General features: G+C 67.7%; 23 protein-coding genes and 1 tRNA gene. 16 read left to right on the top strand and 8 right to left on the bottom strand.

The features are described from left to right. Positions 1–37 precede the first annotated feature (37 nt). The 3 genes from AB0K73_RS18780 to AB0K73_RS18770 are packed head-to-tail and all read right to left on the bottom strand — an operon-like array spanning position 38 to position 3,403. Positions 38–1,717 carry an ABC transporter permease gene (locus AB0K73_RS18780; protein ID WP_360518177.1) on the bottom strand — a complete coding sequence of 560 codons (1,680 nt, stop codon included), beginning with the start codon at positions 1,715–1,717 and terminating at the stop codon, positions 38–40. Continuing rightward, on the bottom strand, positions 1,714–2,682 hold the full coding sequence (locus AB0K73_RS18775; protein WP_360518174.1) for an ABC transporter ATP-binding protein: 969 nt from the start codon (positions 2,680–2,682) through the stop codon (positions 1,714–1,716). The genes AB0K73_RS18780 and AB0K73_RS18775 overlap by 4 nt, the downstream gene beginning before the upstream one ends. Before the next feature lie 40 nt (positions 2,683–2,722). Further along, complete coding sequence (locus AB0K73_RS18770) at positions 2,723–3,403, bottom strand: TetR family transcriptional regulator (RefSeq protein WP_360518171.1); 681 nt, start codon at positions 3,401–3,403, stop codon at positions 2,723–2,725. A gap of 109 nt (positions 3,404–3,512) precedes the next feature. Here AB0K73_RS18770 and AB0K73_RS18765 point away from each other — a divergent pair, with 109 nt between their 5' ends. From AB0K73_RS18765 to AB0K73_RS18710, 12 genes are all read left to right on the top strand, one after another. Then, entirely contained in the window at positions 3,513–4,637 is a 1,125-nt protein-coding gene (locus AB0K73_RS18765) for a polyprenyl synthetase family protein (RefSeq protein ID WP_360518168.1), read from the top strand. Between the two features lie 14 nt (positions 4,638–4,651). Then, positions 4,652–6,031, top strand: a complete 1,380-nt coding sequence (locus tag AB0K73_RS18760; RefSeq protein WP_360518165.1) for an FAD-dependent oxidoreductase — start codon at positions 4,652–4,654, stop codon at positions 6,029–6,031. A 27-nt stretch (positions 6,032–6,058) separates the two neighbouring features. Continuing rightward, the gene (locus AB0K73_RS18755; protein WP_360518162.1) at positions 6,059–6,709 is read left to right on the top strand and encodes an A24 family peptidase; all 651 of its coding nucleotides are present in this window, start codon (positions 6,059–6,061) and stop codon (positions 6,707–6,709) included. Positions 6,710–6,926: 217 nt separating this feature from the next. Continuing rightward, complete coding sequence (locus AB0K73_RS18750) at positions 6,927–7,124, top strand: Flp family type IVb pilin (protein WP_364775683.1); 198 nt, start codon at positions 6,927–6,929, stop codon at positions 7,122–7,124. A gap of 67 nt (positions 7,125–7,191) precedes the next feature. Beyond that, a complete protein-coding gene (locus AB0K73_RS18745) occupies positions 7,192–7,590 on the top strand; it encodes a TadE family protein (protein WP_360518156.1) in 399 nt (132 codons plus the stop codon). After that, complete coding sequence (locus AB0K73_RS18740; RefSeq protein ID WP_360518153.1) at positions 7,578–8,573, top strand: TadE/TadG family type IV pilus assembly protein; 996 nt, start codon at positions 7,578–7,580, stop codon at positions 8,571–8,573. The genes AB0K73_RS18745 and AB0K73_RS18740 overlap by 13 nt, the downstream gene beginning before the upstream one ends. Positions 8,574–8,619: 46 nt before the next feature. Continuing rightward, positions 8,620–9,372, top strand: a complete 753-nt coding sequence (locus AB0K73_RS18735; RefSeq protein WP_360518150.1) for an RcpC/CpaB family pilus assembly protein — start codon at positions 8,620–8,622, stop codon at positions 9,370–9,372. A gap of 293 nt (positions 9,373–9,665) precedes the next feature. Then, positions 9,666–10,691, top strand: a complete 1,026-nt coding sequence (locus AB0K73_RS18730; RefSeq protein WP_360518147.1) for an AAA family ATPase — start codon at positions 9,666–9,668, stop codon at positions 10,689–10,691. Continuing rightward, positions 10,688–12,199, top strand: coding sequence for a CpaF family protein (locus AB0K73_RS18725; protein WP_360518144.1), 1,512 nt, complete (start codon positions 10,688–10,690; stop codon positions 12,197–12,199). Before AB0K73_RS18730 ends, AB0K73_RS18725 begins: the two co-directional genes overlap by 4 nt. Further along, the gene (locus AB0K73_RS18720; RefSeq protein WP_360518141.1) at positions 12,196–13,149 is read left to right on the top strand and encodes a type II secretion system F family protein; all 954 of its coding nucleotides are present in this window, start codon (positions 12,196–12,198) and stop codon (positions 13,147–13,149) included. The genes AB0K73_RS18725 and AB0K73_RS18720 overlap by 4 nt, the downstream gene beginning before the upstream one ends. Before the next feature lie 8 nt (positions 13,150–13,157). After that, positions 13,158–14,030, top strand: coding sequence for a type II secretion system F family protein (locus AB0K73_RS18715; RefSeq protein ID WP_360518138.1), 873 nt, complete (start codon positions 13,158–13,160; stop codon positions 14,028–14,030). A gap of 60 nt (positions 14,031–14,090) precedes the next feature. Continuing rightward, positions 14,091–15,140: an alpha/beta hydrolase gene (locus AB0K73_RS18710; RefSeq protein WP_360518135.1), complete on the top strand. Its 1,050-nt coding sequence runs from the start codon at positions 14,091–14,093 to the stop codon at positions 15,138–15,140. On the opposite strand, the gene AB0K73_RS18705 is transcribed toward AB0K73_RS18710, so the two are convergent. The 5 genes from AB0K73_RS18705 to AB0K73_RS18685 all read right to left on the bottom strand — a co-directional run bounded on the left by AB0K73_RS18705 (position 15,103) and on the right by AB0K73_RS18685 (position 19,132). Continuing rightward, a complete protein-coding gene (locus AB0K73_RS18705; protein WP_360518132.1) occupies positions 15,103–15,831 on the bottom strand; it encodes an HTTM domain-containing protein in 729 nt (242 codons plus the stop codon). The two genes, AB0K73_RS18710 and AB0K73_RS18705, sit on opposite strands and share 38 nt — an antisense overlap. 74 nt (positions 15,832–15,905) lie before the next feature. Next, entirely contained in the window at positions 15,906–16,298 is a 393-nt protein-coding gene (locus tag AB0K73_RS18700) for a hypothetical protein (protein WP_360518130.1), read from the bottom strand. A 378-nt stretch (positions 16,299–16,676) separates the two neighbouring features. Continuing rightward, complete coding sequence (locus AB0K73_RS18695) at positions 16,677–17,411, bottom strand: NUDIX domain-containing protein (RefSeq protein WP_360518127.1); 735 nt, start codon at positions 17,409–17,411, stop codon at positions 16,677–16,679. Between the two features lie 8 nt (positions 17,412–17,419). Continuing rightward, a complete protein-coding gene (locus AB0K73_RS18690; RefSeq protein WP_360518124.1) occupies positions 17,420–17,908 on the bottom strand; it encodes a YajQ family cyclic di-GMP-binding protein in 489 nt (162 codons plus the stop codon). 201 nt (positions 17,909–18,109) lie between these two features. Further along, positions 18,110–19,132, bottom strand: coding sequence for a LacI family DNA-binding transcriptional regulator (locus tag AB0K73_RS18685; protein ID WP_360518121.1), 1,023 nt, complete (start codon positions 19,130–19,132; stop codon positions 18,110–18,112). 286 nt (positions 19,133–19,418) lie between these two features. On the opposite strand from AB0K73_RS18685, the gene AB0K73_RS18680 reads away from it, so the two are divergent. The 4 genes from AB0K73_RS18680 to AB0K73_RS18665 all read left to right on the top strand — a co-directional run bounded on the left by AB0K73_RS18680 (position 19,419) and on the right by AB0K73_RS18665 (position 21,603). Further along, entirely contained in the window at positions 19,419–19,583 is a 165-nt protein-coding gene (locus tag AB0K73_RS18680) for a hypothetical protein (RefSeq protein WP_360518118.1), read from the top strand. A 2-nt stretch (positions 19,584–19,585) separates the two neighbouring features. Beyond that, entirely contained in the window at positions 19,586–20,416 is an 831-nt protein-coding gene (locus tag AB0K73_RS18675) for a PH domain-containing protein (RefSeq protein ID WP_360518115.1), read from the top strand. A gap of 152 nt (positions 20,417–20,568) precedes the next feature. Further along, positions 20,569–20,650: transfer RNA gene (locus tag AB0K73_RS18670), tRNA-Tyr, on the top strand. Positions 20,651–20,763: 113 nt separating this feature from the next. After that, positions 20,764–21,603 carry an inositol monophosphatase family protein gene (locus tag AB0K73_RS18665; RefSeq protein WP_360518112.1) on the top strand — a complete coding sequence of 280 codons (840 nt, stop codon included), beginning with the start codon at positions 20,764–20,766 and terminating at the stop codon, positions 21,601–21,603. Positions 21,604–21,665 lie beyond the last annotated feature (62 nt).

The following is a 21,665-nucleotide window of genomic DNA, read 5'->3' as shown; positions in this document are numbered from 1 at the left end:
AAGCGACGCGGCCGATGCCGTCGGGACATCCGACCGGTCAGGCCGTGACGAGATCGCGGCGCCGGAACGCGGCGAGCGCCAGTGCCGTGATCGCGGCGGCGATCGCCGTGAGCACGAGGACCGCCGACACCGAGATCTCCTCGGCGGGGTACTCACCGATGTGCTCGTACGGTGATGCCTGCACCATGGCGTCGGGAACGTCGAGCATCGGCCCGAAGAACCCGAAAAGGAACGCGTATCCGAACACCGCCCACGTGAGCGGGACGAGGCGCGGCGCGACCGCGTAGAGCAGCGCCGCGATCGCGAGCGTCGTCCACACCGCCGGCGCGTGGGCCACATGTCCGAGCAGCACGTCTCCGAACAGGGCGCCCTCGCCGGTGCTCGTCGCGGCGCCGATCGCCTCGCCGAGGCCCGCCGCGAACAGCAGCCAGGCGACGCCGAGCGCCGTCACTGCGGTCCATGAGCCGAGCCACGCCGGCCGGCTCACCGCTGTTGCGAGCACCGGCTCGGTGCGGCCGTCGAACTCCTCGCTGCGGAGCGACTGCATGGCGAGGATCGCGTACACGGTCGTGAACATCGCGAACATGAGGCCCATGAGCCCGAGGTATCCCGTGAGCAGGTCTTCCTCGCCGCCGAAGAGCACCAGGAGCTCCGGCGGGGCATCCGAGAATCCGTCGATCATCGCCTGCGTGAATGCTCCGTACGCGAGGCCGCCGGCGAACAACGACAGGCTCCAGCCGATGAGGCTCGCCCGCTGCAGCCGGAACGCGAGCGCGAACGGGCTCGACAGCCAGGCCGGGGCGTACGCCGATCCGCGACGGGCGGGCACGAGGCCCGCGGCGAGGTCGCGGCGCGCCGAGAACGCGTACCCGATCGCGGTGAACACCACGAAGCAGGCGATCGAGATCGCGAGCGGCCACCAGCGGTCATGTACGTACGGTGCGGTCTGCTGCGACCACCCGATCGGAGTGAGCCACGAGATCCAGTCGAGTCCACCGCCCTGTGCGGCCGACATGTCGCCGAGGCCGCGCAACAGGAACCCGCCGCCCATGATGGCGCCGGCGATGCCCGACGCCGTGCGCGAGAACTCGGTGAGCTGCACGCACGTCGCGGCGATGCCGGCGAACGCGAGGCCGGCCGCGCCGACGCTCGCGCCGAACAGGATCGAACCGCCGGCGTCGAACCCCATGCCGGCGAGCATCCCGCCCATGAGTACCGCGACCACGACGTCCATCAGCACGGCCACGGCGAGGGCCGCCGTGAGTGGAGCGTGGCGGCCGACGACGTTGGCGCGCACGAGCTCGGCTCGGCCCGACTGCTCCTCGACCCGCGTATGCCGGGTGACCGTGAGGATGTTCATGAGCGACGCGCCGATGATGAGGTACATTCCGTAGGTGCCGGCGAGGAATCGCTCGAGCGTGATCGCCTCGGAGCCGAACCCCGGGCCCATGAGCAGGGTGGCGGCCGGGTTCGAGGAGAACGCCGCGAATGCCTGCAGGTCCTCGGGTGTCGGGAAGACGATCTGCAGCACGTTCGCGAAGTACGCGAGCAGGAGCGTCAGTCCCAGCGTCCAGCCGAAGAACCGGATGCGGTCGCGTCGCAGCATGAACCGGAACAGCGAGCGGAACCCGGCAAGTGGCCGCGCCGGGAGCTTGGCCGGGGCAGGCGACGGCGACGACCGGCGCGTGCCGGCGGCCGTCGTGGTGGGTGTGCTCATCGTGCCACCCCCGCCGCTGCGACCGAACCCGCGCCGCCGTTGCCGACGCCGGCCGCCAGCTCGTCGCCGTAGTGGCGCAGCAGGAGCTGTTCGAGGGTCGGCGGAGTCGCCGTGATGGTGGTGACGCCGAGCGACGCGAGCTCCCGCATGACCTGGGGCATGGCGTCGCCATCGACGTCGAACGACAGCTGCTCGCCGTCGTGGCGCGCCTCGTGCACGCCCGGCAGGGCCGTGATCAGGTCGGCGGGTTGCTCGGTGATCACGGACACGCTCGTCCGGGTCAGGTGCCGCAGTTCGCGCAGGCTTCCGCTCTCGACGACGGCGCCCTTCCGGATGATCGAGATCCGGTCGGCGAGCACCTCCACCTGAGCGAGGATGTGGCTCGAGAGCAACACGGTGCGTCCGGCGGCGGTCACCTCCCGGATGCAGGATTGGAAGACCGCCTCCATGAGCGGGTCGAGCCCGGCCGTCGGCTCGTCGAGCAGCAGGAGTTCGACGTCACTGGCCAGAGCGGCGATCAGGGCGACCTTCTGGCGGTTGCCCTTCGAGTACGTGCGGCCCTTCTTGCGCGGGTCGAGGTCGAAGCGGTCGCACAACTCGTCGCGTCGGGCGCGATCGATGCCGCCGCGCAGTCGGCCGAGCAGGTCGATGGCCTCACCACCGGTGAGGTTCGGCCACAACTCGACGTCGCCGGGTACGTAGGCGAGCCGGCGGTGCAGCCCGACCGCCGACGACCACGGGTCGGCGCCGAGCACCCGGGCCTCCCCGCCGTCGGCGCGCAGCAGGCCGAGGAGGATGCGGATGGTGGTGGACTTTCCGGCGCCGTTCGGGCCGAGGAAGCCGTGCACCTCGCCCCGCTCGACGCGGAGGTCGAGCCCGTCGAGGGCGGTCACGGAGCCGTAGTGCTTGCGGAGGCCGGAGATCTGGATTGCGGGCACAGCCGTGCCCGGGGTTGCGTTGGTCATGGGAAATCGCTCTTTCGATCGTGTCGGAGTCGGATAACGGTCAGGCGGGGACGCCTGAGGAATCCGTCGGCGGATCGGGAACGTAGAGCAGGTAGGCGTCGAGCATCGCCCGGTCGGTGAGGAAGCCCTCGGTGTAGACCTCGAGCGCCGGGAGCGTGAGCGCGTTGAGCGCACGGTCCCAGAACTCGGCGCGCTCGATGGCGCTCGGGTCGGGCTCTGTGGCGAGCGCGAGAAGCAGGTTGCCGAGGGTGGCGCCGATGAGGAATCGGATGCGTGCCTCTTCGTCACGGCTCGGCACGACCATGCCCGCAGCGACGCCGTCGGCAACGTAGCCGAGGGCGTCTTCCACCATGTGCTCGATGAAGGATCGGGCCGTGTCGCCCCCCGACTGGATGGTGCGAAGCACGTAGGCGATGAGCGGCCGGTACTCGTCCATGCGCGCCAACTGGCCGATGAACGCGCCGGGGGCACCAGACGGTGCGGCGATCACGGAGCGCTTGCCGTCGCGGATGACCGCGAAGACGTACTCATCGCACTCGTCGCGCAGCGCCTCCTTCGAGCCGAAGGTCTTCACGACCGAAGCGGCGCTCACCCCGGCATCACGTGCGATCGTGCGCAGGCTCGCATCGAACCCGTCGCGGCCGAACCGGGCGACGGCCGCCTGGCGGATCCTCGCCCGGGTCGAGAGGTCGCCCTCGGAGAGCAACTGCTGCGAACGCATGTTCACCAGAGTAAACGCATGTTTACTCTGGCCGCAAGACCCACTCCTCGCAGGAGGTGCACAGCAGCGTCTCGAAACCCGCCATGTCGGCACCGGTAGGCTTGACCGCGTGAAACCGAGCCACCCGGTCGCCCGTCGAGGCTCCGCGCTCGCCGCCAACCTGGGCCTGAGCGAACGCGTCTTCGCGTCATCCGCCGACCGGGCGATGGCGAAGGCGATCGACGCCGGCATCGAACGGGTCGAAGAGGGCTTGATGCGCGAGGTCAGCTTCGCGGACTCGATCGCGGATGTCTCGACCCGCTACCTGCTCGAGGCGGGTGGCAAGCGGGTGCGGCCGATGCTGACGCTGCTCACCGCGCAGCTCGGCGCCGGCGTGACCGACGACGTCGTGATGGCAGCTGAGGCGATCGAGATCACGCATCTCGGTTCGCTGTACCACGACGACGTGATGGACGACTCCGAGCGACGCCGTGGCGTGCCGAGCGCGCAGACGGTGTGGGGCAACTCGGTCGCGATCCTCACGGGCGACCTGCTGTTCGCGCGGGCGAGCCAGCTCATGGCGAGCCTCGGCGAGCGGGCCATCCGCCTGCAGGCGAACACGTTCGAACGGCTCGTGCTCGGGCAGTTGCACGAGACGGTCGGCCCGACCGGCGGCGAAGACCCGATCGCCCACTACATCCAGGTGCTCGCCGACAAGACCGGATCGCTCATCGCCGCCGCGGCCCAGTCGGGTGTTGTGTTCTCGGGCGCCGACCCCGGGTTCGAAGCCCCGATCGTCGAGTTCGGCGAGAAGATCGGCGTGGCCTTCCAGCTCATCGACGACGTCATCGACCTGTCGCCGCAGCCCGAGGAGACCGGCAAGGTGCCCGGCACCGACCTGCGCGCCGGCGTCGTCACGCTGCCGATCCTGCGGCTCGCCGAGCTCGCGAAGACGGATGCCGCATCCGCCGACCTGCTCGCCCGCATCCGCCGTGACGTCATCGTGGCCGCGAACCCCGCCGACGCCGGCGACCCGCACGACACGAACACGCTCGCCTCGCGGATCGTGCCCTCGCGCGCGACGGTCGACGCGATCGTGGCCGAATTGCGGGAACACGAAGCCACTCGCGCTACGCTCGCCGAGGCCCACCGCTGGGCCCGCGACGCCGTCGCGGCGCTCGCCCCATTGCCCGAGGGAAGCGTGAAGAAGGCGCTCACACGATTCGCTGAGACGATCGTGGAGCGACAGAGCTGATGGAGACCAGGAACGTGACGAGGAACAGACTGCGGCTCGCGATCGTGGGCGCCGGCCCCGCCGGAATCTACGCCGCCGACATCCTGTTGAAAGCCGAACGCAACTTCGACGTCTCGATCGACCTGTTCGATCAGCTCCCCGCACCCTACGGCTTGGTTCGATACGGCGTCGCCCCCGACCACCCGCGCATCAAGGGCATCATCTCGGCCCTCCGCGAGGTGCTCGACCGCGGCGACATCCGGATCTTCGGCAATGTGCGCTTCGGCACCGACATCACGCTCGCCGACCTGAAGAAGCACTACAACGCCGTGATCTTCTCCACCGGCGCCGTGCGCGATGCGTCACTCAGCCTGCCGGGCGTTCAGCTCGACGGATCCTACGGCGCGGCCGACTTCGTGAGCTGGTACGACGGACACCCCGACTACCCGCGCGACTGGCCTCTCGACGCGCGGGAAGTGGCGGTCATCGGCAACGGAAACGTGGCACTCGACGTCTCGCGTATCCTCGCGAAGCACGCCGATGACCTGCTGCCGACCGAGATCCCCCAGAACGTCTACGAGGTGCTCAAGAACTCACCCGTGACCGACGTGCATGTCTTCGGACGCCGCGGCCCGACCTCCGTCAAGTTCACGCCGCTCGAACTGCGCGAGCTCGGCGAGCTGCGAGACGTCGACATGATCCTCTACGACGAGGACTTCGATTACGACGAGGCCGCTCGCGCGGCCGTCGCGGGCAACAAGCAGGTCTTCGTCATCGACAAGGTGCTGCAGCAGTGGCGCCAGCGATCGGTCGGGGAAGCCTCGCGACGCCTGCACCTGCACTTCTTCGCCAAGCCGCTCGAGATCGTCGACGACGGCAACGGGCACGTGGGCGCCATCCGCTGGGAGCGCACCGCGCCCGACGGTGAGGGCGGCGTCGTGGGCACCGGCGAGATCCGCGAGCTGCCGGTTCAGGCCGTGTACCGCGCGGTCGGCTACTTCGGTTCGCCCCTCCCCGGCATCCCCTTCGACAAGAGGTTCGGGGTCATCCCGAACCACGAGGGCCAGGTGCTCACGCGCGACAAGGAGACCGGCGAGCCTCGGCAGATGTACGGCGTCTACGCCACGGGCTGGATCAAGCGAGGCCCCGTCGGCCTCATCGGTCACACCAAGTCCGACGCGATGGAGACCATCAAGCACGTCATCAACGACCTCGGCAACTGGTGGCGCCCCGAGGCGCCGTCGGAGGAGTCGGTGATCGAGATGCTCGAGTCGCGCGGCATCGCGTGGACCGACCTCGACGGCTGGCACCGCCTCGACGAGCACGAGCAGGCCCTCGGGTCGGCCGAGGGGCGCAAGCGCATCAAGGTCGTGCCCCGCGACGAGATGGTGACGATTTCGCGCGGCGAGGCGTAGGGGGCTTCGGCCAGTACGCTGCACTTCATGCCCGTGGCCCACGTTCTCTTCACGCTGGGCGCGGCCCTCGTCGGTGGTCTCCTCGGCTGGTGGCCGCTCGCGGCATGGACGGCACGTTCGATGAAGGGCGAGCGGATGCCCCTGCGCACCATCCGCATCGCCGGCGCCGCGCTCACCGCGCTCACGTTCGGCGTGCTCGCGTTGCGCTTCGGCGTCTCGTGGATCCTGCCCGCGCTGCTCGCCTTTGCAGGATCCGCCACCGTGCTCACCCTCGTCGACCTCGCGGAGAAGCGGCTGCCGAACGCGGTCGTGTTCCCCACTCTGGGCGTTGTGGGGGTGCTGCTGCTGCCCGCGACGTGGGCGGCCGGCACGTGGTGGCCGCTGCTCTGGGGGGTGGCGGGCGCCGCGGGGATGTTCGCGCTGTACTTCCTGCTCGCCCTCATTGCGCCATCGGGGATGGGCATGGGCGACGTGAAGCTCGCGCTCGTGATCGGCCTCGTGCTGGGGTGGTTCGGGCTGAGCGCGTGGCTCGTGGGCCTGCTCGCGGCATTCGTGGTGGGTGGGGTCCTCGCGATCGCGGCGCTGCTGCTGCGGCGGGTCACCCTTCGAGGGTCGATCCCCTTCGGGCCGTCGATGCTGATGGGGGCATTGATCGCGATCCTCTTCGTCGGGGGATAGATACCGTTCGGGGTACATGGGCCTGCCCCCAGAGCGGGTGACATGACGGCCCTTGTGGCCCGAGTTTCCGCGGATCCTGGCCGGAGGCGGAGAGATCTCCCCGTTCGTCCCCCGAAGGGGGGCGTGGTACAGCACGCGATCACGCCGATAGCTTCAATCAGCCGCCGGTGGTCGCCGGTGGCACGTCGTTTCCCCCGAACCCCCGAAGGACCTGCAAATGCTCAAGGCATATTCGCGCATGCATGCGCTCATCAACTCCCTGCGTACCGAGGAAGACGGCAACGCCGCTGAGTACGGACTCATCATTGCGATTGTGGCCCTCGGCATCATCGTTGGTCTCGGCGTGCTCGTGGCCGCGCTGAACGGCATGTTCGGACGAGTCGGCACCTCGCTCGGTGGCGTTCCTGCTACCTGATCAGATCAAGCGAGTCGAAGCGGACCCCGAGCATTCGGGGTCCGCATCGCCGTTCGGAGAAGTGAGCATGAAGCACAAGAGACGACCGTTCCGCGCGAGCCGCGACTCTGGCGCTGCCGCTGTGGAGTTCGCACTCATCGTGCCTGCGCTCCTGCTCATCCTGTTCGGGATCATCGAATTCAGCCGGCTCTACAACGAGCAGATCTCCTTGACCAACGCCGCGCGGTCGGCCGTTCGCGTGATGGCGATCAGCAACGATCAAGCCGACGCGGTCGATGCCGCGATCGCCGCGTCCCCGGCGCTGAATCCGGCGCTGACGGCCGCGAACATTGCGTTCAGCCCTACCGCGTGCGCCGTCGGAGCCACGATGACGGTGACGATCAACTACAACGCGAGCCTGTTGACCGGCTGGTTCGGAACGACATTCGCCCTTACGGGCGAGGGAGCGATGCCATGCGGCGGATGATCCGATGGGTGCGTCAGGAGCGCGGTGCCAGCGCCGTGATGTTCGGGCTGCTGCTGATCCCGATTCTTGGCTTCGGCGGCATCGCTGTCGACGTCGGTGCCTTATACGCCGAGAAGGCGGAGCTCCAGAACGGCGCCGATGCGGCGGCGCTCCAGATTGCCATCGCGTGCGCCTCAGACGAGGCGGCAGCCGCCTGCCTGTCGGGGGATCCGAGCGCGATCGCGGGCGGCAACGATTCGAACGACGGCATCGCCGTGGTTCATGACGTCCAGGTGAACACGACGACAGACCTCGTCACCGCTGTGACGAAGACCGAAGACCTCGGCGTGCGGCATCCGCTGGCCTCCATGATTCCTGGCATCGGTGATTCGACCGTGGTCTACGCCGAGGGAGCCGCGGAGTGGGGCGTGCCGGTACGCGGTCCGACGCTTGCTCTGGCGATCGGCTATTGCGAGTTCGCCGAACACCCGCCTCAAGAGGGTGTTCTGAATCCTACGAAGATCCTCGTCCAGTACGAGACCGATACGAGGCGTAACTGCCCCGGCGCATTTGCCCCGGGCGGATTCGGTTGGCTGCCCTCGACGAACTGCTCGATCGAGATCGACGTCGCGGACCCGTGGGTTCTCAGCAAGCCGGGCAACAGCACAGCTAACACGGGATGCAGCGATGAATACCTCGCGTCCTACCTGGAGGAGGGAGCCGATACCGTCTTCATCCCGATCTACGACGACTTCAGGGGCGCGGGCGGTTCGAACGTCGAGTTCCACATCCAGCAGTTCGCGGCATTCAAGATCACAGGATTCAAGCTCAGCGGTGGGAACGCGTACATCGACCCCGATGCCCCGAGCTGTGCCGGTTCCTGTCGCGGCCTTCAGGGCTACTTCATGAAGTTCGTTTCCGTCAGCGACGCCTTTGCGCTCGGGAGCGGCTCCGGCCCCGGCACCGGAGCAGCGATCGTCAGGCTGACCCTCCGCACTTCGTGAGCCCGGGTCGTGCGCCCGACCACCCTCCCTACAGAAAGGCACTCGGATGACCCGGATCATCGGTGCGATCGTCTCGATCATCCTCGCAGTCGCCGGGGCGGCGGCGCTGTTCTTCTACGTCCAAGGAGCGGACCAGCGCGCCGCCAACGGTGCCGAATTCCGCGACGTCTATGTCGTGACGACCGCGGTTCCGCACGGCACGCCCGGCGAGTCGATCACCGAGTTCATCGAGATCGATCAGCTTCCTGCGATAGCCATCCAGCCGGGCATCGTCACGAATCTCGTCGACCTCGAGGGGCTCGTGGCCAACGCTTCGCTCCTCCCCGGCGAACAACTCATCGAAGCTCGGTTCTCGGACCCGCAGGAACTCGCGGCCGGCGGCGAGGTCCTCGTGCCGGGAGGCATGCAGGAAATCACGATCGCGCTTTCGGTCGAGCGCGTCGTGGCTGGTGGTGTGACCCCGGGGAGCACGGTCGGTGTGGTTTACACGTCGAACACCAACAGCAACGCCATCAACACGCAGACTGCCGAGACGCAGTTCATGTTCCATCGCATGCTCGTCACGCGGGTGGCGCCAGGAACGACCGCTGCGGCTGGGAGCGGCGAGTCCGAGCCTGATGTCACGGTGGTCAGTGCCTTCATGGTGACGCTCGCCGCGACCACACCTCAGATCGAGAAGCTGGCCTACGCGGCCGAGCAGCAGGCGGACGGCAATGGCGGTCTCTGGCTTACGCTCGAGCCCGAGACTGCCGACCAGTCCGGGTCGACGCGTCGTACCGGAGAGAACATCTACGGGTGACTCGGTTTCTCCTGGTCAGCCGCAGCGCGGAGTACGAGACGCGACTCCGCAGGTTGTTGCGCGCGAAACTGCAGTCGGTGCCCGGCGAGTACCTCACCTTCGGTGCCGATGCAGTCGTTGATCGGATCAAGCGGCAGCCTCGTGTCGCCCTGCTCGGCCCGCTCCTCAGCTTCGAGGAGACGAAGTCGCTCACCACCGCGCTGAGCGAGAAGCACCCGGGCATCGGCCTGATCGTCGTCCGCGAACAACGATCAGATCTCGAGGACTGGGTCGACGGCATCGAGATCCATGCCGTGCTGAGCCCCGAAGCGAGTGACGCGACGACCGAGAGCCTGATTGACCGCCTCGACGGGTGGCTCACCGCGTCGGGGCGGCTTCCTGACCTGGACGCCGGCGAAACAGAGCTGGATGCGGCGACGGATGAGCCCGTCGAGCTCGTCAATCTCGCGGCCGACCAGCTGACGATGTCGGAAGCGGCATCTGATGCGAGCGAGGAAGTCATGGAGGCGGCTCCTGCCCAGGAATGGGTGCTCCCGCCGATCGCCGAGAACGTTCGTACCGAGGTCATCGTGGTCGCCGCACCCAAGGGTGGCCAGGGCAAGACGACCACTGCCATCAATCTGGCGGCGGGGCTCGCCGAGGTCGAACCGAACTCCGTCGTCCTCGTCGACGCCGATGTGCAGTTCGGGGACATCGCCAACGCGTTGGAGCTCACCTCCCAGTACTCGCTCGCCGACGCAGTGCACGCGGGAAACGAGGAGGTGGCACTCAAGGCGCTTCTCGTTCATCACGACGACGATTTCTTCGTGCTCCCGGCGCCGTTGTCGCCCGAACTTGCCGACGGTGTCACAAGCGACGCACTGGGTGCTCTGCTCGATCGGTTGGCGACGATGTTCCGGTACGTCATCGTGGACACGACGCCCGGACTTGGCGACCACACCCTGACCGCTCTGGAACACGCCACCGACGGAGTCTTTGTGACGAGCCTCACCGTCACGAGTCTCCGGGCGCTGCGCAAGGAGTTCGAACTCCTCCTCGCACTAGGGCTCGTGCCGGCCAACCGGCACGTGATCCTCAACTTCGTGGAGAAGAACACGGGATTGCTGCGCAAAGACGCGGAGGCCATTCTCGGGACGGGTATCGACGTCGAGGTGCCGCGCTCCACCGGCGTGGTGCTTGCTTCGAATTCCGGGATCCCGCTGATCCATCATGACGTGCGCGACTCCGCAGCGAAGGCACTCCGCAGTGTCGTCCAACGCATCGAACCAAGTGCCGTGCCCACGCGGCGACGTATTCACAGGAAGACGAGGAACAGATGAGCCTGAGTGATCGGCTCGAGCGTGTGCGCGGCGCACATCGGGCATCCATAGTGCCCGAACCCAACCTCGACGCCGTTCTGACCCATGAACCGTTGGTGGACGACATCGCCGACGAACGGGCGCAACCCGACACCGATGCGGCTGCACCGCAGCAGCACACGACCACGTGGACGGCGCTCGCCGGGAATCCGGAGCCTGAGTTCGTCGTCGATGCACTCGCCGACCTGAAGGAGCGGGCGGCACAAGAGCTCTTCCGCCGGATCGGCGCGCGGCTTAACGATCCCAGCCTCACAGAAGAGAAGCTTCACGCCTTAGCGCGGGAGGAACTCAGCCACATCGTGGAATCGGAGCAGGTCGCGCTAACCGTGAGCGAGCGGAATCGCCTCATCACGGAGATCGGGGCCGACGTCCTAGGCTTCGGCCCGCTTGAGCCGCTGCTCGACGACCCGCAGGTCAGCGAGATCATGGTGAACCGCTTCGACCAGGTCTACGTCGAGCGCGACGGCAAGTTGTTCGAGTCCCGGAGCCGCTTCACGAGCGAGGCGCAGCTTCGCAGGGTCATCGAACGCATCGTCTCGCGCGTCGGGCGACGCATCGACGAGTCGTCACCGCTTGTCGACGCCCGCCTCGAGGATGGATCGCGTGTCAATGCCATCATCCCGCCGCTGGCCGTCGACGGCTCGTCGCTGACTATCCGTAAGTTCTCGCGAACTCCCTACACGGTCGACGACCTCATCGGGTTCGACACCCTCACGCGCGAGATGTCGACCCTGCTCGACGCCGCGGTCCGGGCGAAGCTCAACATCCTGGTCTCCGGTGGAACTGGGACAGGCAAGACCACGCTCCTCAACGTGCTCTCGGCGTTCATCCCCAGCGACGAGCGCATCATTACCATCGAGGACGCCGTCGAGCTCCAACTGCAGCAGGAGCACGTCGTCCGGCTCGAGTCGCGTCCTGCGAACATCGAGGGGCGCGGGGAGATCACGATCCGCGATCTCGTGCGCAACTCGCTGCGCATGCGTCCCGACCGCATCGTCATCGGCGAGGTGCGTGGCGGTGAGAGCCTCGACATGCTCCAGGCGATGAACACGGGACACGAGGGGTCGATCTCGACGATTCACGCAAACTCACCGCGTGACGCGCTGGCACGTCTGGAAACCCTGGTGCTCATGGCGGGAATGGACCTCCCCCTCCGGGCGATCCGGGAGCAGATCGCGTCGGCGATCGATGTCATCGTGCAGATCTCCCGCCTCCGTGATGGATCGCGACGCGTGGTGAGCGTCACCGAGGTGCAGGCGATGGAGGGCGACGTGATCGCGCTGCAGGATGCATTCGCCTTCGACTTCGCCGCCGGCGTCGACGCCGACGGGCGATTTCGCGGTCACGCCGTGCCGACAGGGGTGCGACCCCGATTCGTCGACCGATTCATCGACCTCGGCATCGACGTGCCGTCGAGCATCTTCCAGTACCGCCCGCGCGTGAGTCGTCTGCTCGGGGAAATCCAGTGAACAGCCTCTTCGCCTTTGGCGTTATCCTCGCCCTCCTCGCGTTGTTCGCGATGGTGTTCCTCGTGATCGCCCCGCCCGCCCGCCGTGTCGCGCTGGAACGGCGCCTGGCGCCGGGTACCGAGCATGTCTCGGCGTTGACGAAAGCCACCGACAAGACCGTCGCGACTATCGAATCAAAATTGTCCCGTCGGCAAGGTGGAGCATTCAGCGAGACGCGACTCGAACTAGCGGGACTTCGGATGACGCCCTCGGCGTTCGTCCTCGTGGTCTTCGCCCTCGGCACCGTGCTCGCCCTCGCCGGCGTCCTGGTCGGCCTCGGAAGTTGGTGGTCGCTCGTGTGGGCGATCGTCTTCGCGGCTCTTGCGCCACTGCTCGCGCACCTCTACCTGTCGTTGCGCACAAGCCGACGCCGCGCAGCCTTCGCTGACCAGTTGGACGACACGCTCCAGCTCGTGTCCGGCAACCTCCGGGCGGGCCATGGGCTTGCGCAGGCGATCGACTCGGTCGCTCGCTACGCCGATACCCCCACGTCGGAGGAGTTCTCGCGGGTAGTGAACGAGTCGCGCATCGGTCGGGACCTCGGCGATGCACTTGCGAGCACTTCCGAGCGGATGCACTCGGACGATTTCAAGTGGGCGGCGCAGGCGATCGCGATCAATCGCGAAACCGGTGGGAACCTGTCTGAGACGCTGCAGAGAACCGCAGCCACCATCCGGGAGCGAAACCAGATCCGCCGCCAGGTCAAGGCGCTGAGTGCCGAGGGACGTCTGTCGGCGATCATCCTCATTTCGCTTCCGATCGGTGTCTTCCTCGGAATCTTGGTGCTCCAGCCGTCCTACCTTGCGCCGTTCTTCGAGTCGATCTCCGGTTGGATCGCGATGTTCGTCGCGGTTGTCCTCATGATCATCGGCACGCTATGGATGATGTTCGCCGTGCGAGTGAAATTCTAGGGGGAGCGATGAACGTCGTCGCGATCGTTTCAATCGCCGCCGTGGCCATCGGCCTCGGTGTACTGGCCTTCGTGATCTTCTCGCTCATCCCCGTGAAGGCCGATGTGGTCGCCGCCATCGCTCCACCAAGCGAGGCCGAGCGAGAGCGCGTCGAGCGTGCGACGTTCTCGCAGACCCTCGAGGCCGTGATGCCGACGGGCTACACGGGCTGGATTCAGAAGAAGATCATCTACGCGGGCCGCGCCGGCTCCTGGAGCGTCGGTGGATTCCTCATTGTGCGGCTTGTGCTGACCTTCGTTGCCGTTGTCATCGCCGTCGCGGCGCTGGTCATCGGCGACGGTCCGCTCCAGAAGGCCGTCGGTGTGGTTTTCGCGCTCCTGATCTTCGTGGTTCCCGAGGTCATACTGAGCAGCCGTGCCGACGACCGCCAGCAGGCAATCCTCATCGCCCTGCCCGACACGCTCGATCAAATGACCATCGCCGTCGAGGCAGGCTTGGGGTTCGAGGGCGCGATGGCCAAGGCCGCACAGGGGGGCAGCGGACCTCTTTCCGAGGAGCTGATCCGCACGCTTCAGGACATGTCGATTGGACGGTCCCGGTCTGACGCGTACTCGGCCCTCCTAGCGCGCACTGACTGTGACGACCTCAAGCGCTTCATCCGGGCCGTGCAACAGGCCGACCGGTACGGCATCGCGATCGCCGACGTGCTCCGCGTCCAGGCGAGCGAAATGCGGGTGCGCCGCCGCCAGCGCGCCGAGGAGAAGGCGATGAAGGTGCCGATCAAGGTCGTGTTCCCGCTCGTCTTCGCGATCTTGCCCGTGCTCTTCATAGTGCTGCTCTACCCTGCAGTTGTCGGCCTCATCGAGACCTTCAGCGAGTAGACCAGGCCCGCGGGGTGCCGCCGCCTTCCCTAGGCTGAAGACACGAGCAGGGGAGGTGCCGTGGCCGAGGAGCGCGTCGACGGATGGCGCCCGGACGTGCTCGGCGAGCCATTCGAGCAGCTCACGCTACGCCTCAGCAGTGACGATGAAGGCGAAGTCGTCGCCACACTCGTGAGGTACCGGCCCAAGCCCGCGCCATGGTTCACGTGGCCCTGGAAGGCACGGTCCGTGGGGGAGGCATCCGGAACCGACGTCCTCTACGTGCACGGCTGGAGCGACTACTTCTTCAACCACGAGCTCGCCGAGTTCTGGTCCGCCGCCGGAGCGCGCTTCTTCGCGCTCGACCTGCGCAAGTACGGTCGCAGCCTTCGCCCGGGGCAGACCCCCGGGTACGTCACGAACCTCGCCGACTACGACGCGGACATCGAGGCCGCGCTTGAAGTGATAGGGCACGGGCGAGAAGGCAAGCAGACGGTGACGGATGCCGCGGCGGCATCCGCTCGGCCCCTCATCCTGCTCGGCCATTCGACCGGCGGGCTCACGATCAGCCTCTGGGCTGCCCGGAACCCGGGACGCGCCGCCGCGCTCGTGCTCAACAGCCCGTGGCTGGAGTTCCAGGGCAGCCGGATCGGCCGCGAGGCGCTGGCGCCGGTCGTCGGTTGGGGCGCCCGGGTGAACCCGATGGGACCCATGCCGAACATCGACCTCGGCTTCTATACGCGCACCATCTCGAAGGAGTACGAGGGCGAATGGGAGTACTCGCGTGAGTGGCGCCCTGACCGGAGCTTCCGGGTGTACCCGGCGTGGCTCACGGCGGTGCTCACCGGGCACGCGACCGTGGCAGCCGGCATCGATGTCGGTGCGCCGGTACTCACACTGCTCTCGGCACGGTCGACGATCCAGCCGCGGTGGGATGACGCGATGTTCTCGAGCGACATCGTGCTCGTCGTCGACGACATCGCTGAGCGCGTGCTGAAGCTGGGCCCGGAGGTGTCGGTCGCGCGCATCGACGGCGCGCTGCACGACGTGTTCCTCTCACCCGCGCCCGTGCGTGCCGCCGCGTACGCGGCCATCACGCGCTGGTTGCGGGGCTACGCTCCGGGCCGCTGACGGTGGCGAGTCTCGCTTCCCGAAGCCGTGGCCGAAACAGGAAGAGCGGGTAGAGGGAGATACACGTGAGTGAGAATGTGAGGAGCGCGAACGTCTCATGATTCATCAGCGTGACGATGGAGAGATGCAGTCCGAGTCCGAGCAGGACCGCAATTCGCCGGCTGGCAGGGAACCACAGGCCGCACGCGATGAGCAGTTCAACGAACACCGTCATCGCTGCGGCGACCGTGTAGAACTGCCATGGCAACTCGATCCACACCCATGCGGCGAGCGGTCCGCCCGAGATGAAGATCACGTTCATCTTGCTGAGCGCCGAGAAGAGGTAGACGACCGAGATCTGACTCATCATGAGGAGCTGTGGCCACCACGGGACTGACGGCCGCCCGGGATCGGGTCGGACCGACCAGGCGGTACCCGACTTCGCGAAGATGAGGTAGGTCATGAGGAGTGTCGCGAGAAGGCGATGACTGCTGTAGGTCTGCTGGTCCCAGAGCAAGACGAGAACGCCGAGCATCAGAGAGACGAGCGCCGCCTTATCGGTATTCCATCCGACCGTCACCGCGACTCCGGCACCGAGCGCGAGCATCAGGAGCGTTATCAGCCAGGGCAGCGTCGGCGCGGGGAAGCCTTCGATGACCGGCATCGCTACCTTGCCCCGGGAGATGGACTCGAGAATGTCGTAGGCCTCCATCGAGTTGAGAATCGTGGCCATGCCCACGCCAATGCGTGCGATCGCGACGGGTCGCGGGTCGGTTCGGACCTCTGTCAGTCGCATTCCACGGTCCTCTCCCTGTCCGCCTGCACCGCGTGCACCCGGACCGCATGAGGGATGGCGTAGCACACCGCCTCGGGGAGGGACGGTAGCCAGTCGATCTCAGGGCGGAATTTCCCGACGAGCTGGTCGGTATCATCGAACGTGGTCTCGACGCCATCGCTGTCGACCACGCTGAGCGTGACACCCCCGAGGCCCGAATACATCTGGAATCCGAACCGTTGGGGCGGTGGAAGCAGCAGCGCAACGGTCGGGACGGCGATCTGAAGTGCGATCACGAGCGCCAGAGCGAGACCACCCCAGGGGGCGCCGGGATGACGAGGTGTGACTGACCTTGCCGGATCCGGCAACGCATCCGCACCGGCGTCCTCGGGTCGCGCTTTCACAAGCCAACACTAGGTCTGATACGACGCCTGGCCAATGCCCGCATTTGAGGGCCCCGCGCGGCTCGCCGGTCAGTCGCGCCGCGTAGCCACCGGCGCGAGCGTGTGGCCAGATGTCCTGCCACGGCCGAAGGCGATCGGGCCGGGCAACCCGAATGGGATCGTGCGACTTCGCCATTTTTCACCTTGAGCAGATGCGGTACTGACCGTTCAAGCGAATGCCGGCGCCGTGACGGTACTCCGGTCGTGACTGCATTCGATATTGACTGATGCCCAGTGGCTCGCGCATCACCGAGATCGGCCACTCGCCGTCGACATCATCGGATGGGACTGATGCATCCGTTTCGCGCCGGAGGTTAACGGTGGCCAGGTTAGCCGGGGCTATGCCCCGGGACGCTGAGACGAGAACGGCCCTCGCAGCGCCGCCCAGTGCAGCAGCATGATGGTCTTCGCGTCCACGATGTCGACGCCGATGCGGTCGAGCGCCTCGTCGAAGGGCACCTCGAGCACCTCGATGTCCTCGCCCTCGTCGGCGAGTCCGGTGCGCGAGCCGTGCTCGACCGTGCCGCGCAGGTACGGCGCGGCGAAGAAGTGGAGCTTCTCGGTGACCGAGCCGGGGCTCATATACACGTCGAAGACATGCTCGACCTCGCCGACCGGATGCCCCGTCTCCTCCTCGGCCTCACGGCGGATCGCGGTCTCGGGGTCATCCTCGTCGAGGAGCCCGGCGGCGGTCTCGATGAACATGCCGTCGGGGTGATCGTTCACGTACACCGGGAAGCGGAACTGCCGCGTGAGCAGCACCGTGCGAGCGGCGACGTCGTAGAGGAGGATCGTGGCGCCGTCGCCGCGGTCGTAGGTCTCGCGCTCCTCGGTCGTCCACCGGCCGTCGGCGTGCTGGAAGTCGAACGTGGTCGCGCGCGTCACGTACCAGTTCGACGTCAGCACGCGCACGTCGCGCACCCGCACACGCGGGTTGCGGTCGAGGTCGCGTCCGACGAGGTCGAGGCCCGTGCGGCCGCGCCGGTCGGGCACGTCGACGCCGGGCTGCGCCGGCTGCGGCATCCGCTCGCCCGTCGGCTCGCCTGACTGCCCGAGCTCGGGCACGTCGATCACGCCGTCGCTCAGCGGAAGTTCACGAACTGGAGCGCGACGTCGAGGTCCTTGCCCTTGAGTAGCGCCATCGTTGCCTGCAGGTCGTCGCGGCTCTTCGAGGAGACGCGCAGCTCGTCGCCCTGGATCTGCGACTTCACCGACTTCGGCGCCTCGTCGCGGATGATCTTCGAGATCTTCTTCGCGTTCTCGCTGTCGATGCCGTTCTTGAGCCCCACCTCGATGCGGAACTCCTTGCCCGACGCGTACGGCTCGCCCTCGTCGAGCGACCGCAGCGTGATGCCGCGCTTGATGAACTTCGACTCGAGCACCTCGAGCACGGCCTTCACCCGCTCCTCGGTGTTCGCCTTGAGGAGCACCTTCTCGCCCGACCACTCGACCGACGCGCCCACGTTCTTGAAGTCGTAGCGCTGCTCGACCTCCTTGCGCGCCTGGTTGACGGCGTTGTCGGCCTCCATCTTGTCGACCTTGCTCACGATGTCGAAGGTTGCATCTGCCATGCGCGCCAGTCTATCGAGGGGTCGGATGTCGCGGCTGGGCCGCTTTCACGGCGCGGCGGATGCCTCGTGGCGCGGGTGTCGAGACGGCGCTGCGGCCCCTCAACCCAACCCTGCGGGCGGCCCGTGGATCGAACGGGCGCGTTAGCACGGTGCCACCGTGCATCTGCGACTTGTCGATCCGGCGCCGCGGCGCGCGCCGGCTCAGCCGGCGTCAGCGGGCCGCGCCGTCGACGAGCGCACGATGAGCTCGTAGGGCAGCGGGGTCGCGGCGGGCGCAGGGGCATCCGCTTCGGGCTCCAACTGCTCCATCAGGATTTCGACGGCCTTCTCGCCTTGCAGTCGCGGGAACTGCGCGACCGTCGAGAGGCCGAAGAAGTCGGCGAGGTCGTGATCGTCGATGCCGATGATCGAGACGTCGCGCGGCACCACGAGGCCGAGGTCGCGGGCGGCGAGGATGGACCCGATCGCCATCTCGTCGGATGCCGCGAAGATCGCGGTGGGGCGATCGCGCGGCACGCCCAGCAACTGTTTTGCGGCGTGGTACCCGCCTTTGATCGTGAAGTCGGCCGGGGCGAAGAGCCGAGGATCGACGTCGATGCCGGCGTCGCGCAGCGAGGCCTCGTAGCCGAGGCGGCGGTTCGTGGGCAGGTGGAAGTCGAGGTCGAACTCGAGCTGCCCGCCGATGTGCGCGATGCGCGAGTGGCCGAGGCCGATGAGGTGCTCGGTCGCGAGCCGGGCCACCGCCACGTCGTCGATCGTCAGGGTGCGCACGCCCGGGATGGGTCCGCCGACGCCGACGAGCGGCTTGCCGAGGTCATGCAGGCGCGTGACCTCTCGCTCGGTGAGCTCGAGCGACACCGCGATGACGGCGTCCACGCGCTGGCGCAGCAGGAAGTGCTCGAAGACGCTGACGCGCTCCTTTCCGTCGCCCGAGAGGTTGTAGAGCGTGAGGTCGTACCCCTTTCGGAGCAGCGACTGCTGCGCTCCCTCGAGCACCGAGGAGAAGAACCAGCGGTTGAGGAACGGGATGACGACGCCGATGTTGCGCGTGCGACCCGACGCGAGGCTGGACGCGTTCGAGGAGACCACGTAGCCCAGCTGCGCCGCCGCCTCGACGACCTTCGCCTTCGACGCGGACGACACATGGCCCCGCCCGCTGAGCGCGCGCGAGACCGTCGCGGTGGAGACCCCCGCGAGTTTCGCCACCTCTTCGATGCCGGCCATGCGCTCCCAATCGGCCGCACCGCACCGCGAGGATGCGGGCGTGGGCGTCGTTCGATCCTACCGTTCGGGCGTTCGCAGGGCGGGCAGGGCACGGGCATGGCACGGCCGGGGCACGGGCGAGGGCACGGGCATGGCACGGGCGAGGGCACCGCCGAGCGCGCGGATGCGGCATCCGCCGATTCGGCGCGTTGACACCCGGACGGGGCATCCGTGCGGTAGAAAGGTTGCTCAGGGTTGGCCCATGGGGGCAGGCTGCCCCCATCGCCGTCTCGAAAGGAACGTTCGCGTGAAGTGGGTCAAGCGAATCGCAATCGGCCTCGTGGTGGTGTTCGCCCTCTTCTATATGGTCACCAGGCCTGAGGATGCGGCGAACGCCGTGCAGGGAGCGCTCGGCGCCGTGTGGAACGCGGCCGAATCGGTGGGACGCTTCTTCACGTCGCTCGCCGCGTAGCCATGGCACGCCTGTTCGATCCGCGGGTCGAGCGGTTCCTCATCTCCGATGAGGGCGAGGTCGTGATCGACGAGGTCATGAAGCACTGGGCGGCGATCGTCAAGCCGATCCTCGAACTCCTGGTCGTGCTGCCGCTGCTGTCGCTGCTCATCTGGTTGCCGCAGGCGCTGTACTGGATCCCGCTGCTCGGAGCGCCGGCGCTCATCCTGCATGCGCTCTGGCGCATCCTCGGCGTCCGCATGGATCGCTTCGTCATCACGAACATGCGCGTGTTCCGCGTGCACGGCATCCTGTCGCAGCACATCGCGACCATGCCGATCTCGCGGATCCTCGACGTGTCGGTGCTGAAGCCCTTCGTCGGCCGGATCCTCGGGTACGGGCACTTCGTGTTCGAGTCCGCCGCGCAGGACCAGGGCCTGAAGGAGATCCGGTTCGTCGGCGACCCGAACGGGCGCGGCCTCACCATCCAGCGGGTCATCCAGCGGTCGGGTGTGCGCGGAACGACCGTGCGCGAGCCCACGCGGCCGACGTTCCTGCCGGCCGCCCAGCCGGCGGTGGTTGCGTCGGTCACGCTGCCGCCGCCACCACCCGCATCCGACGCGGCGTCTCCCGGTTCCCCGTCGCCGGGCGCCGCGACGCACCGGCCGGCGGCCGACCAGGACGATCTCAGCACCCGTCCGATCCTGGTGACCCCGGCGCCGCCCGAACGGAGCGAGACGTGGCCGGGAGCCGAGTCCGACGGCATCCCGCCGGCGTCGTTCCACGCGAACCGGGTCTGGCCGTGGGGTCGCCGCGACGTCCCACATCCGCCCGAGGACCCCGACGGAACGTAGCCCGCACGGCGGCTCGAGGCATCCGCTCAGCGTTCACGAAAGGCGAGCGGATGCCGCGACGCGGCCGTTCCCGCGGCGATTTCTCGACACGCCGCAACGCGGGTATTCTTGACAGGCCCCCGGTTGTGTGAGGAACGCGGTCGGGTGCGACTGGCGAGTTACCCAAGCGGCCAAAGGGATCTGACTGTAAATCAGCTGTCTACGACTTCGGGGGTTCGAATCCCTCACTCGCCACGTTTTCGGCCCCGGTTCACGCCGGGGCCGTTGTCGTTCGTGCGGTTCGGATGTCGTTGCCGCGGCTCAGCGCGGGGGCTCGTCGTCGACCGCGGCGAGGGTAGCGTGAAAGCATGACCCAGCACGAGGCATCCGCCGCATCCGCCGCATCAGTCGCCCTACTCGACCTCGCCCGAGATATCTCCGTACGGGCCGCGGAGTTCGCGCTGGAGGCCCGGCGCGCGGGCGTGAGTGTCGCCGACACCAAGTCGACACCGACCGACGTCGTGACCGCCGTCGACCGCGACACCGAGACGCTGATCCGTTCGTTGATCCTCGAGGCGCGGCCCGACGACGGGATCGTCGGCGAGGAAGACGTGGCCCACATCGGCACCAGCGGCCTCGACTGGGTCGTCGATCCGATCGACGGCACGGTGAACTTCCTCTACGGCATTCCGGCGTGGGCGGTGAGCATCGCGGTGGTCGAGGGCGCGGCGGCCGGCGACGTGGGCGGCACCACGCTGGCCGGGGTGGTCGTGAACCCGGTCAACGGGGAGCTGTTCGAGGCGAGCATCGGGGGAGGGGCGCGCCTCGCCGGTCGCGAACTGGCGGTCAACACCGGCGTAACGCTGGCTTCGGCACTCGTCGGCACCGGATTCGGGTACTCGGCCGAACGGCGACGCGAGCAGGCGGCCGTGCTGCTCGAACTGATGCCGCACATCCGCGACATCCGCCGGATCGGTTCGGCTGCCCTCGACCTGTGCGCCCTGGCCGCCGGCCGTCTCGACGCGTACTACGAGCGCGGCCTCAACGCGTGGGACCACGCCGCCGGGGCTCTCATCGCCCGAGAGGCGGGTGCTCGCATCGGCGGTCCCCGCGGAGGGCGGGAGAACGCCGAGTTGATCGTCGGCGCGGCGCCGGGCCTCTATGAGGAGCTCTCGGCCGCGCTGCGGGCGGCCGGAGTCGACGCGTGAACGGCCGCTGACGCGCGCGGCTTAAGTCCTCTGCGGGCCCTCCACGGAGCCGTGCGAGTACG

This window comes from Agromyces sp. NPDC052230, assembly GCF_040679595.1.
Classification (GTDB): Bacteria; Actinomycetota; Actinomycetes; order Actinomycetales; family Microbacteriaceae; genus Agromyces.
Note: the sequence above shows the minus strand (reverse complement) of the source record. Positions and strands in the feature narration are given on the sequence as shown.